The 14,040-nt window shown below is 60.4% G+C and carries 10 protein-coding genes; 9 read left to right on the top strand and 1 reads right to left on the bottom strand.

Annotated features, from left to right (window positions below; genetic code table 11):
* Positions 1-239: 239 nt before the first annotated feature.
* The 6 genes from HED64_RS10720 to HED64_RS20185 all read left to right on the top strand — a co-directional run bounded on the left by HED64_RS10720 (position 240) and on the right by HED64_RS20185 (position 8,970).
* Positions 240-3,896 (top strand): DUF7927 domain-containing protein, encoded by a 3,657-nt coding sequence (locus HED64_RS10720; protein WP_168152117.1) that lies wholly within the window; start codon positions 240-242, stop codon positions 3,894-3,896.
* A 111-nt stretch (positions 3,897-4,007) separates the two neighbouring features.
* A complete protein-coding gene (locus HED64_RS10715; RefSeq protein ID WP_168151992.1) occupies positions 4,008-5,501 on the top strand; it encodes a SpaH/EbpB family LPXTG-anchored major pilin in 1,494 nt (497 codons plus the stop codon).
* Positions 5,502-5,639: 138 nt separating this feature from the next.
* Positions 5,640-6,599: a class C sortase gene (locus HED64_RS10710; protein WP_168151991.1), complete on the top strand. Its 960-nt coding sequence runs from the start codon at positions 5,640-5,642 to the stop codon at positions 6,597-6,599.
* A 212-nt stretch (positions 6,600-6,811) separates the two neighbouring features.
* Positions 6,812-7,198, top strand: a complete 387-nt coding sequence (locus tag HED64_RS10705) for an MmcQ/YjbR family DNA-binding protein (protein WP_425351794.1) — start codon at positions 6,812-6,814, stop codon at positions 7,196-7,198.
* Positions 7,199-7,221: 23 nt separating this feature from the next.
* On the top strand, positions 7,222-7,542 hold the full coding sequence (locus tag HED64_RS10700) for a putative quinol monooxygenase (RefSeq protein WP_168151989.1): 321 nt from the start codon (positions 7,222-7,224) through the stop codon (positions 7,540-7,542).
* Between the two features lie 12 nt (positions 7,543-7,554).
* Complete coding sequence (locus tag HED64_RS20185) at positions 7,555-8,970, top strand: DUF1990 family protein (protein WP_168151988.1); 1,416 nt, start codon at positions 7,555-7,557, stop codon at positions 8,968-8,970.
* Here the strand turns inward: HED64_RS20185 and HED64_RS10690 are convergent.
* Positions 8,954-10,717: a lipase family protein gene (locus HED64_RS10690; protein ID WP_168151987.1), complete on the bottom strand. Its 1,764-nt coding sequence runs from the start codon at positions 10,715-10,717 to the stop codon at positions 8,954-8,956. The genes HED64_RS20185 and HED64_RS10690 overlap by 17 nt on opposite strands.
* 161 nt (positions 10,718-10,878) lie before the next feature.
* Here HED64_RS10690 and HED64_RS10685 point away from each other — a divergent pair, with 161 nt between their 5' ends.
* From HED64_RS10685 to HED64_RS10675, 3 genes are all read left to right on the top strand, one after another.
* Positions 10,879-11,547 carry a DNA alkylation repair protein gene (locus tag HED64_RS10685; RefSeq protein WP_168151986.1) on the top strand — a complete coding sequence of 223 codons (669 nt, stop codon included), beginning with the start codon at positions 10,879-10,881 and terminating at the stop codon, positions 11,545-11,547.
* 90 nt (positions 11,548-11,637) lie between these two features.
* Complete coding sequence (locus tag HED64_RS10680) at positions 11,638-12,378, top strand: hypothetical protein (protein ID WP_168151985.1); 741 nt, start codon at positions 11,638-11,640, stop codon at positions 12,376-12,378.
* Positions 12,379-12,417: 39 nt separating this feature from the next.
* The gene (locus tag HED64_RS10675; RefSeq protein WP_342590702.1) at positions 12,418-14,028 is read left to right on the top strand and encodes an HD domain-containing phosphohydrolase; all 1,611 of its coding nucleotides are present in this window, start codon (positions 12,418-12,420) and stop codon (positions 14,026-14,028) included.
* The last annotated feature ends 12 nt before the right edge of the window (positions 14,029-14,040 follow it).

Below are 14,040 nucleotides of genomic sequence, written 5' to 3'. Positions count from 1 at the left end.
CATTAACTGTGGTTACATGGTGCCCAGCACAAGCAATGCAAATTGGGAGCTGGGGCCCCTAGTACATGCTGGGCGAGGTTCAGACTTGGGGTTTGGACCAGACCAACGGATAGGCCAAGGCCACATCGTAAACAGCATTTATTTGAGAGGTTGCTGCACCCCTGGGGGTAATTGGGGTACTTAAAGTGTTCGGCACACTTGGGGAAAATGCTGCACGAAAACCACGGAGTCGCCGCGCCATGCGCAAGGGCTCACTTTTGGCCACGATCTGGCAGAACGGGATTGTCCGCTCCATGGTGGGAGCTAGCGCGACGACTGCGCTTGTAGCAACCATGATGTTCGGCGGCGGTGGCTTCAATCCCGCAGTAGCATCAACCGCAAACGATCAGGCCGTTCCCACTGAACAGCCGCTGGTGAAGGCCACCCAAAGCGCCGAGGCCACGCCCGAAGCGAGCGCTGCGAAGACCATCGCCATTACACCGTCAGCTGCTGCCGTGGAGTCCGAGGAACCAGTAGAGAAGAAGGCTCCCGCCACGAAGGCTCCCACGACCGCACCGGATAAGGTTTCAGACCCTTCGGAATCTGCGGCCCCGGAATCCAAAAAGCCCGTACCGGTGAAGCCTACTGAAACACTGAAGTCGGATACCGCCGTTGCCGAGGCCACCAAAAAGTCCGAAGAAGAACCGGCAGTTACGTCGGCTAGGACTGAGACCGGTGAAACGACGGGAGTATCGGCTCGAGAAGGCGTCGCTGTGGCTGCCGTTGCTGGCGTTTGTGACACAAACCTCGGGGGAGGGAAAATTGGCACCTTCATGCAGCGCTCTGACATCACAAGTTTTGCCAATGGCAATCTCTCCCAAGGGCTTTACGAAGGAGGCTACGTTCATCAACGTGTTGAGATGATCGAGATGCCACTGGGCGAGAATGAACTCGTATTCACGTATCAGGTTCGTCAGGCGGGTAAATGGGCCTACGACTTTATCGACCAATATTCGATGACCGGTGCCACGATTACCAACACCCAAGTGGACGTTGGATCAGGAAACGATCGCGTTGATACGGTCCACCTAACTTTCAATGTAACTGCCCCTTCAGTGACACTTTTGTTCAGTGCCCATATTGCCTCAGAACTTGACCACGGACCTGGAACGGGGGCATCTTCCATCAACGGTTCTCCGTACCACGTGACGTTGTCGTCGATGAATTGCGCCTCCACGGGAAGTCGTGACAATCAGATTTCGGCTAGCTCCGTCCAAGCTGGATTTGTGACGATCATCAAGGATGCTGTACCGGCAGACGGAACTGATTTCAATTTTGAGTTGAAGTCTTTGAAGACTTCGGACACCGTGGAATTTCAGCTGGATGACAGTGCCGTATCCGACACCGGTCTGACGACAATTCCAGATCGCTCCACGTACACGGTTGCGCCTGGTGGAGTAACCATCTCTGAAAAGGATCTACCCGCAGGTTGGAATCTCTCGAACCTCTCCTGTGTGGGCGTGACCTCGACAGTCGACCTCGCGGGGCGTACCGTTTCCTTCACCCTGCTGGATAATGCGGCAGTGACGTGTACCTTCACGAACAATAAGACGACGTATAAGGACCTTACGGTTTCCAAGACTGCAATCGCTAAGTTCGATCGCGACTACGACTGGACTATAGAAAAGAATCTTGCTGCGGGCCAGGAGGCCACGGTGAAATCCCCAACTGGGGCTGTGGATGTCGACTACAGCGTATTGGTAAAGGCTGGGGCCCCCAAAGACAGCAATTTTGTTGTTGACGGAGTGATAACTGTGGTCAACGCCAATACTGTCGCCATAAACGCTGTGACGTTGAGCGACACTCTGCCGGGTGCCCAATGCTCGGTCTCAACAAGTGCCGGAATATCAGTGGGCGCACCGGTCTCCATCCCGGTTGGCACTTCGACATTCAGGTACACCTGCGCCATGCCAGCAGGGACGAACGCCGCGACTCAGGGAATCAACACCGTCACTGCCACATGGAGCTCGGCTTCCTACTTCGGTACAAGCGGCCAAGCAGTTGCCACTCGGAGCTTTACCTTTGTTGGAGTCAGCCCTACTGTCACCGATGGTTCAGTCACAGTTACTGATACAGAATTTGACCTCGCGACCATTGCTGGTGGCAACGTGGTCACAGTCGCCTCCTCCCCACGCACATTCGATTACTCGATAACGTGGCCGGGTGTTGTCGGCGAATGCTCCCCATACATCAATACAGCAACCTATCTTGAGACGGACGGCGGCACCGGCAGTGATTCTGCAACGGTTGACGTCTGCTTGGGAGCAGACCTTGTCGTCACCAAAAACGTCACGGGTGCCTTCAACCGCTCGTACCCCTGGGACATCGAAAAGACAGCAGTGGACGGCGATGGACCTTACGAAACCAATGCCGACGGTGAAGTAGTTGTTGACTACCAGGTGACTGTCACCCCGGGCACGCCCACCGATAGCAATTGGGCGATGACCGGTGTCATGACCGTGGAGAATCCCAATGACTGGCAGGACATCACCGCCACGCTCAGTGACTCCGTGGATGTGGGAGGCGGAGCACAATGTGTTGTCACCGGAGTAACCGGGGATGCCACCGTCGCGGACCTAGTCCCGGGCACACCTGAATTCGATGCCGTCATAGCGAAGAATTCGACGATGGACTTCGACTACAGCTGCACCTTCACCTCGCTGCCCTCCTACACAGGAATCAATACCGCGACGGCGACGTGGGATATGGCAACTGCCTTTACGCCCACGGGAACCGCATCGGGCACTGCAGCAGTCTCGGTGGGAACCTGGACGGAAACTGCCTTGAACAAGACGGTAACCATCACCGATGATCACCACATCTTCGACCCGGCCTGGACCATTACGTGGACGCAGGGAATGCTGCCGCAGGTCAAAAACTATTCCATTACCTGGACAGTCCCGGAAAACGCCGAAGGAAAGTGCGCCGACTTCACCAACACCGCAACGGTGACAGGCAACAACGGTTTCACGGACACCGATAATGCAACTATCAGTGCCTGCTACCCGCCAAAGCTCAACGTGGAGAAGACCTCTGATCCGGTTACCGGCAGTTATGTGGAACCGGGCAGCACGGTGGAGTACACACTGAGTTTCGAGAACTCCGGTGGTCTGCCGGCCGACGTGAACTACGTTGACCATCTCGCAGACGTTTTTGACGACGCGACGTTCAACCTCGGTAGCCTGAACGCTGAAACCGGCCTGACGGCGGTACTGGTCGGCGACAAGATCGTGATCGACGGATCTGTGGCACCGGGAACTACCGTCATTGTCAGCTACTCCGTGACGGTCAAGACGGCTGAATTCGGTAATGGCGTGGCCATCAACTTCCTGCTTCCCGATGGTGAGAACCCGCCGGAGACCTGCGATCCAGAGGTTGTCGAATGTACCGAACATCCGATCCTTGGCTCGGTGCTTTGGGAGAAAGTCGATGTCCTAGGCAATGCGCTCTCAGGTTCCGAATGGGAAGTGACCGGCCCAGGCGAGACGGCACCGCAGTCTATTGAGGACTGCATCGCCGCCAGCGCGGCTGACTGCACCGATCTGGACATCGATCCAGCCGCCGGCGCATTCAAAATAAAGAGCCTCGAGTGGGGCGTTTACGCCTTGAAAGAGACCAAAGCCCCCGCCGGATTCATTCTGGATCCGACGGTAAGAACGTTCACCATCGGTGGAGCGGCCCCGGCACAAATGATCTGGGACTTCGATCCGATCGAGAACGAACAACAACCAGGTCTGGACCTGCCGTTGACCGGAGGAATGGGCTCGCAAACATTCCTCTTCGCCGGTGGGATTGCCTTACTCGCGTCCCTCGCGCTGGTCGCATGGCGTCGCCGGAAGGAGGGGGACGTGGCTTGACGAGAGGCACGAACACATGACAAAGCACTGCGATTGACGAAACAAATCCGAAATTTTAGATGTGATGCCGCTGGGGATGCGTCGTCACTATTCAAAAGGAGCACAGCTCGAATGTTTGAATTCAGGAGTACTTGGGGGAAACGGGCGCTTGCCGGTATGGGAGCACTCACTCTGGCAGCCGCGGGAATGCTTGGAGGCAGCGCAGCTGCTTCCGCGGCGCCATCATTCGGAAACATTGATGAGACTGCCGATGGCAGCATCATCATTCATAAGCACAAGCATCAGGTGGGCACGGACGCTGTGCAGAACCCGGCCGGGGACGGCGCCGCCATACCCTCGGCAGGAATCGCTGGCGTGGTCTTCACCGCATTCAGAATCACGGATCTTGATTTGACTGACCCCGCCGTTTGGGACAATTTGGATCAATTGGATCCGGCTGGCGTTTGCGACCTTCCGGATAACACCTTGGGAACCGGAATCGTTTCGGCGGCGACGGATGCGGACGGCCTGACAACCATCGACGTGCCCACCATTGGCGCCTACCTGGTCTGTGAAACCTCAGCACCGGATGATGTTGTTGAACGCGCACTTCCGTTTGTCGTCACCATTCCGTTCCCGTGGCAGGACGGCTGGCTCTACGACGTCAATGTGTACCCGAAGAACGGTACCTCCAGCATCACGAAGACCATCACACCGCAGACCGAGCTTGGCTTGGGAAGCGTTGTATCGTTCCCGGTGACCACCGAGGTTCCGGCCGTTCGTCCCGACGGATCACTGGCAAACTATGTCATCTCCGATACCTTGGATCCACGCCTGACCCCGGCGGGCATTGCCAGCATCACCGTTGACGGTGTGGCCGTTCCAGCTACGTACTACGACGTGGACACTGCGGGACAGACCATTTCGGTGACCTTCAATGCCGATGGGTTGGAATGGCTGAAGAGCCAAGCACAAAAGAAGATCATCACCACCTTCAAGGGAACTGTTGTCGAAGTTGGCAGCGGTACCATCACCAACGAAGCGGTAGTGCTGGTCAACGACCACGAACTAACGTCTAACGAGGTCACCACCAACTGGGGAGATGTGAAGGTCCTCAAGACCGATGTCTCCACTCCTGCCGTCGGCCTGGCCGGCGCGGAGTTTGAGGTCTACAACGCAGTTGCTCCGTACGGGGACTGTGCTGCTGCAGTTTCCACGGGAACCGCCTTGAGTGTTGAAACGGCTGGCGACGGCGGTCAGACCGTCTTCACCTCGAATGCTGCCGGTCTGGTCTACATTTCGGGCCTGTTCGTCAGCGATAGCGTGAACCCGGTCATCAACGCCACCGAGCGCTGCTACGTACTCAAGGAGATCAAGGCCCCGGCAGGCTTCATCACCCCCACGGGTACTGCAGCCTTCACCCCGGTCGCCGTCAAGACCGGTATGACAGCCGAGGGTACCTACGATGTGACGATCGCGAACACTCAGCAAGACGTTCCTGAATTGCCACTGACCGGTGCTAATGGTCAGATGATCATGATCGCCGGCGGATCAGCAGTCCTGCTGATCTCCGTGGGCCTCGTGCTCGTCAATCGCCGCCGCGCTTCAGCCTCTGACAAGGTCTGAATTCCAGCGTCGTAGCTAGCAGCGATGGTGGGAAGGCCAATACCTTCCCACTATCGTCGCATCACCTTCATTTCGTTCCCCCCACCCGGGGATACCTGAGAACAGCTGCAAACCTGCCACGGATAGTTAGGTTTCTCGATGACCCTCGCCACCAGCCCAGCTCCCGAAGAGGCCCCGTCCCTCGCGCTGTCGGGGAGCAAAAAACGCTGGCGCCCCGGGGTACTGACCATCATCAGCACACTCCTAGCGCTGATCGGTCTGAGCGTGGTCATTTACCCGTCCGGGTCGAGTTGGGTGGCCTCCTATAGCCAATCTCAAATCATTCGTGGCTTTTCCCATGAGGATGATGGCGACAGCGCGGCCATCGCCGAACAGCTTGAGGAAGCACGGGATTACAACGACGCGCTAAGCACCGGGGTCCGGCTTGATGCCAACACCAACGTTCCTACCGGCAGCGGTGTGCTGAGCAACAGCTCACTCATTTACAAAAACATTCTTTCCATCGGAGCCAACGAGGTGATGGCCAGAGTGCGCATCCCGAGCATCGATGTCGACCTTCCGATTTATCACGGCACCAGTGACGAGGTCCTTCTCAAGGGTGTGGGGCACCTGGAAGGATCGCACCTACCCGTTGGCGGCAATGATACGCACGCCGTGCTGACCGCCCACCGTGGTTTGGCCCAGGCCACCATGTTCTCCAACCTCGACAAGGTCAAAGTTGGGGACAGATTCACCATTCAGGTCCTTGGTGAGGTTCTGACCTATGAGGTCAAAGAGACAAAAGTCGTTGAGCCCGAGGACACCGACACCCTGTTGGCGGTAGCCGGCAAGGACCTAATTACCCTAGTGACGTGCACACCCCTGGGCATCAATAGCCACCGGATTCTTGTCACCGGCGAACGGGTCACACCGACACCCATCAAAGACATCGAAGAAGCCGGAGCCGATCCGACGATTCCAGGATTCCCATGGTGGGCGGTTGGTTACGGCGGGGGATTGCTCATCATCGGAGCCTATTTCTGGGGATCCGGGTACGGCGATGGTCGACGTTCACAGGCCAAACGTCTGCGGGTCGGATTCGCTGACACAGCGTCCTAAAGATCTGCACCCAGCATTACCGCTGCTTGGCTCTGGTCGAATCGGCAAAACTCCGAAACCACCACCCGAGCACCTTCGAGTTCTCCTGCGACCAATCGAAGATCTTCGAGGCGTCGAGGATGAGCTCCGTCAGCTGGCCGGTCCTGCCAACACCTCCCCCCCAGGTGGCGGGACCGGTCATTTTTATGCCCAGCGGAACTAGGATGGGCGATGTGGACTATGAAGCATGGCGCAATATTCTCCTGTCGATGCCCGGGGCATACGAGGACTTTCCCTTCGGCGCGGACGCGGCGGTGTTTAAAGTGGCCGGACGTCACCGTGAAAAAGCGAAGATGTTCGGACTGCTGATGCACCGCGGCGAGGTGTTAAGCCTGAACCTGAAGTGCGATCCTGCGCTCGCCGAACAGTTGCGCGCAGCCAACCCCCAAATCACCCCCGGTTATCACATGAACAAAAAGCACTGGAATACCGTCACCTCGGGCCTTCCCTTGGAGCTGATGCGGGATCTGATCGAGGACTCCTACGACCTGGTGGTTGCCTCGCTGCCGCGCCTCGATCGTGAAGCGCTCGGCTGGAAGGGCATCGTTGGGCGTGGCTGAGTGATACTCGATAGGCTTAGGGCATGTACTTCATCGTTGTGAAATTCCAGACCAAGCCCGAATACACCGCCAATTTCATGGATCTGGTGACCCCGTTCACCACCGCCACTCGCGCCGAAGCCGGGAACCTCTGGTTCGACTGGTCACGCAGTGTTGAAGATCCGGCCGAGTTTGTCCTCGTCGAGGCCTTCGCCGATGACGAAGCCGCTGGCGCCCACGTCAACTCCGAACACTTCAAGGCCGCCATGGACACCATGCGTCCGGCTCTGGTGTCCACCCCGAAAATCGTCTCGCGCAAGGTTGAGGGAAATGACTGGGGCGACATGGGCGAGTTGCAGGTCTAGGGCCCGAATATCATGTTCTCCTCGCTGCGCACCAAGCTCCAGCAAACCTTCTCCGCCCAAGAGTCCTACGACCCGGCATGGGAACGAGCGCTGGATGCTGGTGCGGATGCGGGGTACTTTACCCATGATTCTGCCGTCTGGACGGTGCACGGCGGGATGAGCCCGATCGCCGCCGGAATTCGTGCGCTGCTGACCCAGGCACTGCATCCGGGGGCACTTGCCGGTGTTGCCGAACATTCGAACTATCGAGCCGACCCGCTGTCCAGGCTGGCCGGCACCATCCGCTGGATCTTCACCATGACCTATGGCGACACGGTGGCAGCGGATGCGGCGTGCGCGTGGGTAGCCCGCCGTCACGCCCCAGTCACCGGGAAGTATCTGACGGCTTCCGGGGCGCAGCTCGACTACACGGCCTCGGATCCGGGCCTCTCCGACTGGGTTCATCTGGCCTTTGCCGATGCCTTTTTGCGCAGCCACGAGATCTTCTCCGGCCCCCTCGGACCGCGCGCCGATGAGTATGTGCGGCAATGGGCTAAAGCCGGCGAGCTCATGGGGGTGGCCAATCCGCCGCGCAGCGAGGAACAATTACGTCAGGCCATGGCCGGGTACGAAGCCCGCGGAGAGCTTTCCGGTGGACCACGAGTCGCCGAGGTCGTCTCCTTCCTGAAAAACCCGCCGCTGGACCCGGTGGTATTGCCCGGTTACAAGTTGCTTTTTGCCGCAGTCGTCGCCACCCTTCCCGCTAACCACCGAGAGATGCTGGGACTGGAGCTGCCCGTCGTGGGCCAACGAGTGGCCCGTATCGGCGGCAAGGCAGCACTGGGACTGGCCGGGCTGGCATTGGCCAAGCGCGGTCCTGCCGAACTTGCCGCACGCCGCCGGCTGTTCCGCCTGGGCGTTCTTGATGACCTCAGCTACCCCGACCGTGGTCTCACCCAGAATCCGGGAGTACCCAACGGCTACGAGCAGATTCTGCGGCGCGAATATGTGGGTCATGGTGAGGCGGTTTTCCAGTCGCTGGCTTCCGGAATCATGAGCTGGAAATTGCACGAAGGTGCCGGATTACGGGTGCTCGCCGACACCCCCGAGATGCGCGTGGCCACCCGAGTTCGCCTCGGCATCGGGGTGGGGCAGCTTCGCTGGAATATCCCGTGTCGCGTGGTGAGCCTCATCGAGGAAGAACATCGGCGCGGCTTTGCCTACGGCACGCTGGCCGGGCACCCCGAATCCGGTGAGGAATCATTCACCGCGTGTCTGGAACCCGACGGATCGGTGTATCTTCAGATCCGTGCCGTTTCCCGCCACGCCAGCCAACTTTTCCGTCTCGCCTCACCCCTCACGCACCTGGCCCAACAGCTGGCGACCGACCGTTATGTTGACGCAGCGCGCAGGATCGCCTCGAGCGCGGAGTCTACGGGCAGGTATTAATCGGGCTCTTGTTCGCTAGTCGGTCCTGGGCCCACGCAAGAAGGTCGTTGATCAGCGGAGAATCATCTGCCACCAGGGGCAGGTGATCAAGGCCCGGATATTCGCGATATTCCATGGCTTGGCCCGCAGCACAGCGCTGCGCCACCCATTGCTCCTGCATCGTGGGAAGTACCAGCTGGTCCGCCAGCCCCTGCGCCACAAAGAGCGGGTAGTCGATGTCCGCGGTGACCGAATTTTCGCGCAGTTTATCGCCCAACGGTCCGTTCAGTGCGGCCTCTGGAATCACCGCATCAAAGAGCTGGGTGCCGGCGATGATGCCGGAGAGGGCATCACGTCCATCAAAACAGCGCTCTCCAATGCGCTGAACGGTTCTGGCGTAGCCGGGAGTGATCATTGAGGCGACATCGAGCTCCGGGTAGACATCGTTCCACGCTGCGGCGATGTAGGAAGAAACCACCTTGCCGGCCGCTGCATCCTTCACCCCGAGGGCCAGGTCCACCAGATTGGTGGCCGGAGCCAGCGCCGCGACGCCCAGAACGGAGATTTCTGGTGCGTACGATTTAGCGATCGCTGCGCTGAAGAGGGCTCCGTGCCCACCCTGGGAGTGGCCCCAAATGACCGTGTCATCGCGCAGGGTGAACCCCTCGCGCAGTTGGTGTGCGGCGCGGTAAGCGTCAAGGACGTTGCGACCCTCGGCCGCACCTATCAAATACGGATGCGGCCCGGCGGTGCCCAGGCCCACATAGTCGCTGGTGACCCCCACCCAGCCCGCCGAAACCAGCTCGCGTAATGCTGCCGCAGGTCCGTCGGACAGCGGCGTCGCCGAGAGTGACGGGGCGCAACGTGGGGTAATTCCCTTGGTCCCGTGGGCAATGGACACCACCGGGAGCGCCGCGGAGCCGTGGTGGCGCGGTGCCACCACCGTACCGGAGGCCACGGCCGGGGAGTCATCGGGGTTGGTGGTGGTGTAGAGAATGCGCCAGGCATTGGCGTTTTCCGGGATGCCGTCCATCAGCGGTTCGGCGCGCAGTAGGGTGCCGGGTGCACTCGGAAGATCGCTGGGTGGGGTGTAAAACGCATCGGGGACCAGTCGTGGATCCCCGGCATGGAGCCACGAAGTCATCAACACCATGATGATGGCCAGCAGCAGGGCGAGGCTTGAGGCAGTGAATTGTGCGAAGCCACGGAGCCCGCGAGCCCGCCTTTTGGAGTTTGGACTCGCGTCGCGGGCCAGGAACTCGAGGATGAGACGCAGGCCAACAAAGAGGAGCCAGCCGCCCAGAAAAACACCGAAGGCCCACAGGCTGAGCTTGGGCCAGAGTATGACCAGTCCGCCGGTGAGCAAGGCTGCCAGTGAGCCGATCGCCGCGCGGGCTCGGTGCTTGCTTCCGCGCCTAAAGACCGCCATCAATGACACGGCGCCGGAAACCAGCAGCGTGAGTGACACCGCCAGGGCGAGCATCGGCAACGTGGATTCGCGCCACAGCAGCGTCGCGATTCCGGCGCCGACCAGAAGGAATCCGCTGACGTAGGCGATCCATGGCCAGGCATCATCCGCGGCGGAGGTGGGTGTGAACGCGTCGACGATGCGGGCACCGCCGGCAAAGACCAAGCCACCACCGATCAGCAGCACAAAAAGTTCGATGGAGGTGGCCGCATGCAGTGCAAGAACGGAGCCGAGGATCACCAGAAAAATGCCCAACAGTGGGCGCACCCACCGTGGGATTCGGGTGATGAATTTTTTCATGCGGTTCCTCAATCAATGGCAGCACTTCGCGTACCTGCCCTTGGAAGCATTCTGCCGCATGGTTTTCCCCGGAACCAATCCACCGCTGCGCTCGGTGAAACGCGGGAGTCCCTCCGTAGACTGAGTCGGGAGAGCACAACAAACACTTGCAGGAGGTTGGGATGAGCGAAACAACGTTAACCGAGGTGCTGGCGGAACTGGCAACGCTTGATGATCCGAAGGTACGCGCGGTCAATGCGAAGCACGGCGATGACCACGGGGTGAACCTTGGAAAGCTGCGCGCTCTGGCCAAGCGGCTGAAGACTCAGGAACCGCTGGCCCTGGAACTGTGGGCCACCAAGGACACCGCCGCCCAGCTGCTGGCACTGCTGATTTGCCGGCCCAAGGATTTCAGCCGCGATCAGCTCGATGCCATGCTGCGCCAGGCCCGCGCCCCCAAGACTCATGACTGGCTGGTGAACTATGTGGTGAAGAAGAGCGCGCACGTTGAGGAGTTACGCGTGGCCTGGAAGGCAGCCGCCGATCCCGTGGTGGCCAGTGCCGGATGGGCGCTGACCAGCGAACGAATCGCCAAATCGCCGCAGGGCCTGGACTTGCCTGGCCTGCTCGATGTCATCGAGGCCCAGATGAAGGAAGCACCCGATCGCCTGCAGTGGGCGATGAACCAGGCGCTGGCCACCATCGGCATTGAACATCCGGAGCATCGAGCACGCGCGCTGGAGATCGGCGAACGCCTCGAGGTGCTGAAGGACTACCCCACACCGCCGAATTGCACCTCCCCGTTCGCGCCGGCCTGGATCAACGAAATAGTACGGCGGAAGGAAGGCTAAGCGCGGGCCTCGGCAAGACATGGGGCACCTGCCCCATGCCCGATCGCACTTTCGCTCCTAGTCTCAAATCATGAGGCAAAGGAGCCGATCATGAACACGATGACACCACAGAAATGCGCCAGCGAATCCGAGGCCACGGCGGTAGTGCCTCCGGGCACCGCGGAACGGTTTTCCGGGTATGCGCTGATGGGCATGGCCTTTGAAACCGGCTACTACCTTGCCTACCGCCGATTCCCCGCCAGCTCCATTGGCCCGGGATACCACGCGGTCTGGTTGCGTCGTCCCGACGGGCACTGGAGCATCTATTCCGATGTTCCGCCGGAGTTTAATTGTGCGCGGTACTTCGGTGCGGCTTTCGGTGCGAAAATTGCTGCTCCCGTCACCTCAACCTTTATCGGCGCCTTTGACCTCACGATCACGGTTCCGGGAATCCTGGCCTGGAAAATTCGGCTTGAGTCCTCCATGGCCACGGCCGGGCTGGGTGCAATGGCCAGAAAAATGCCCGCCGCCATGTGGAGCAGCGACAAGATGCTCGGCGCCATGGGGCTGATGATGGGGCCAATGCTGGGTTCCGGGAAAATGGCACTGGCCGGGCTGGTTCCCAACGGGCAGTCCTTCCGGGCGCACCCGCGACGGGTGTGGATGGTGGAATCCGCCCAAGCGACCATTAACGGCCACGATGCAGGGATTCCGCAGGCTCTCCCGATACAGGAGCACTTGGCCGACTTCTGGCTCCCGCAACGCGGCGTTTTTGTGGCAGATCTGGACATCGAATTTCCGTCAACGGCGTCCACGGTGGTGGCCGGCGCTCGGTCCGGTGACGGCTTCTGAACCCTCCACGACCGAGGTGTACGGTCGTAGACTACAAGGGTGGCGAACTCGGGATCGGGTACCTTCGAACGTTCTGGACCGGCCGGTGGACCGACTGGTCCACAACCGCGGCTCAGTGAACTTCTGGCGGCACTCTCGTTGGCCATCGATCTGGGGCTCGGCCAGAAAATGGAGCACATGTTGCGCGCCACCGTGTTGGGGCTGCGCATCGCCGCGCTTCTGGCGCTGGAGCAGAAGGTGCGTGAGCGGATCCACCACGCCAACCTGTTGGCCTGGATTGGCTGCCACGCCGACTCCTTCGAATTGGCCGCACAGTTCGGTGATGACATCTCCTTCCGCTCCGACTACTACTTGATCGATGCCAAGGGCTTGCCGATGCTCTCCATGATGCTGCGGCACACCGGAAATGACATGCCGCAGGTGCCGCGCCTTGCCTCCCGCGCGGTGTTCAGTCTGCGGGCCCAGACGGTCATGGCGGAGTTGATCTCTTCGCATTGCAGCTCTGCCGGACAGCTGGCGGCGCGGGTGGGCCTTGACGCGCAGCTGCCCGGGATTTTGGCTCATACCTTTGAACGTTGGGACGGGCGCGGACTGCCCGCCGGGATTTCCGGAACACAGATTCCCCTTGAAATGCGCATTACACAGCTGGCCGACGCTGCCGAAGTGCACCTGCGCCGGCACGGCCTGGCGGGGGCCGTGAGCATGGTGCACGCCAGACGGGGCACCCAATTTGATCCGCAATTGGCCGACCTCTTCTGTGCTCGGGCCCAGGACCTGGTGCGCGGATTATTGGAGGATGACCCGTGGGCGTCCATGCTGGCTCTGGCACCCAAAGATTTCCCGCTTGAAGCGGAGGATGTTGATGCGGTTTTGGAAGCGATGGGCGATTTTGCCGACCTGAAGTCGCCGTGGACCGTGGGGCACTCCAGGGGCGTGTCGGTCCTGGCCGTTCACGCCGCCGGCCAGTTATGGCTTGGTACTGCCGAAACACAGGTGCTGCGCCGGGCAGGCTGGGTTCATGATCTGGGACGGATGGGGGTATCCAACGCTGTATGGGACAAGGCGGAGCCGCTCAGTGCCTTGGAGTCCGAGCGACTGTCCCTCTACCCGTTTTTGACCGAGCGGATACTTTCGAGGGTGCCGGGGCTGCGCCGAGTGGCCCAGGTGGCCGGGGCGCACCGGGAAAGGTTAGATGGCTCCGGGTATCCGCACGGGCGTAATGCTTCGGAGCTTGATCCCAGCCAACGCCTTCTTGCCGCAGCAGATGCCTATCAAAGTTACCTGGAGCCGCGGCCGCACCGGGCGGCGTTGCTCCCGCGAGCCGCGGGGGAGCGGTTGCGTGCCGAGGCGGCGGCCGGGCGCCTGGATGCCTCGGTGGTTGATGCCGTGCTCGCGGCCGCTGGACCCATGGGGCCCGCGCGACGCTCCGGCGGTCCGGCCGGTTTGACCGGGCGGGAGCTTGAGGTGCTGGCCCTGATCTGCCGCGGGATGAACAACAAAGACATTGCCGCAGCACTGGTGATTGCCCCAAAAACCGCGCGCAACCATGTGGAACACATTTATCTGAAGATCGGTGCGACGAATCGGGTGACGGCAACGCTCTTTGCGCTCGAGAACGGATTGTGGGATCGCGGCACCTCCCGGGCATGAGGCGGGCCCCGG

The organism is Paeniglutamicibacter terrestris (assembly GCF_012271785.1).
GTDB classification, from domain to species: Bacteria; Actinomycetota; Actinomycetes; order Actinomycetales; family Micrococcaceae; genus Paeniglutamicibacter; species Paeniglutamicibacter terrestris.
The sequence above is the reverse complement of the archived record's forward strand: the minus strand, read 5'-3'. Positions and strand labels throughout refer to the sequence as shown.

Excerpts from the sequence above, each read along its gene's own strand:
- HED64_RS10720 (WP_168152117.1), top strand. The coding sequence starts at position 240 with ATGCGCAAGGGCTCACTTTTGGCCACGATCTGGCAGAACGGGATTGTC.
- HED64_RS10715 (WP_168151992.1), top strand. The coding sequence starts at position 4,008 with ATGTTTGAATTCAGGAGTACTTGGGGGAAACGGGCGCTTGCCGGTATG.
- HED64_RS10710 (WP_168151991.1), top strand. The coding sequence starts at position 5,640 with ATGACCCTCGCCACCAGCCCAGCTCCCGAAGAGGCCCCGTCCCTCGCG.
- HED64_RS10700 (WP_168151989.1), top strand. The coding sequence starts at position 7,222 with ATGTACTTCATCGTTGTGAAATTCCAGACCAAGCCCGAATACACCGCC.
- HED64_RS20185 (WP_168151988.1), top strand. The coding sequence starts at position 7,555 with ATGTTCTCCTCGCTGCGCACCAAGCTCCAGCAAACCTTCTCCGCCCAA.
- HED64_RS10690 (WP_168151987.1), bottom strand. The coding sequence starts at position 10,717 with ATGAAAAAATTCATCACCCGAATCCCACGGTGGGTGCGCCCACTGTTG.
- HED64_RS10685 (WP_168151986.1), top strand. The coding sequence starts at position 10,879 with ATGAGCGAAACAACGTTAACCGAGGTGCTGGCGGAACTGGCAACGCTT.
- HED64_RS10680 (WP_168151985.1), top strand. The coding sequence starts at position 11,638 with ATGAACACGATGACACCACAGAAATGCGCCAGCGAATCCGAGGCCACG.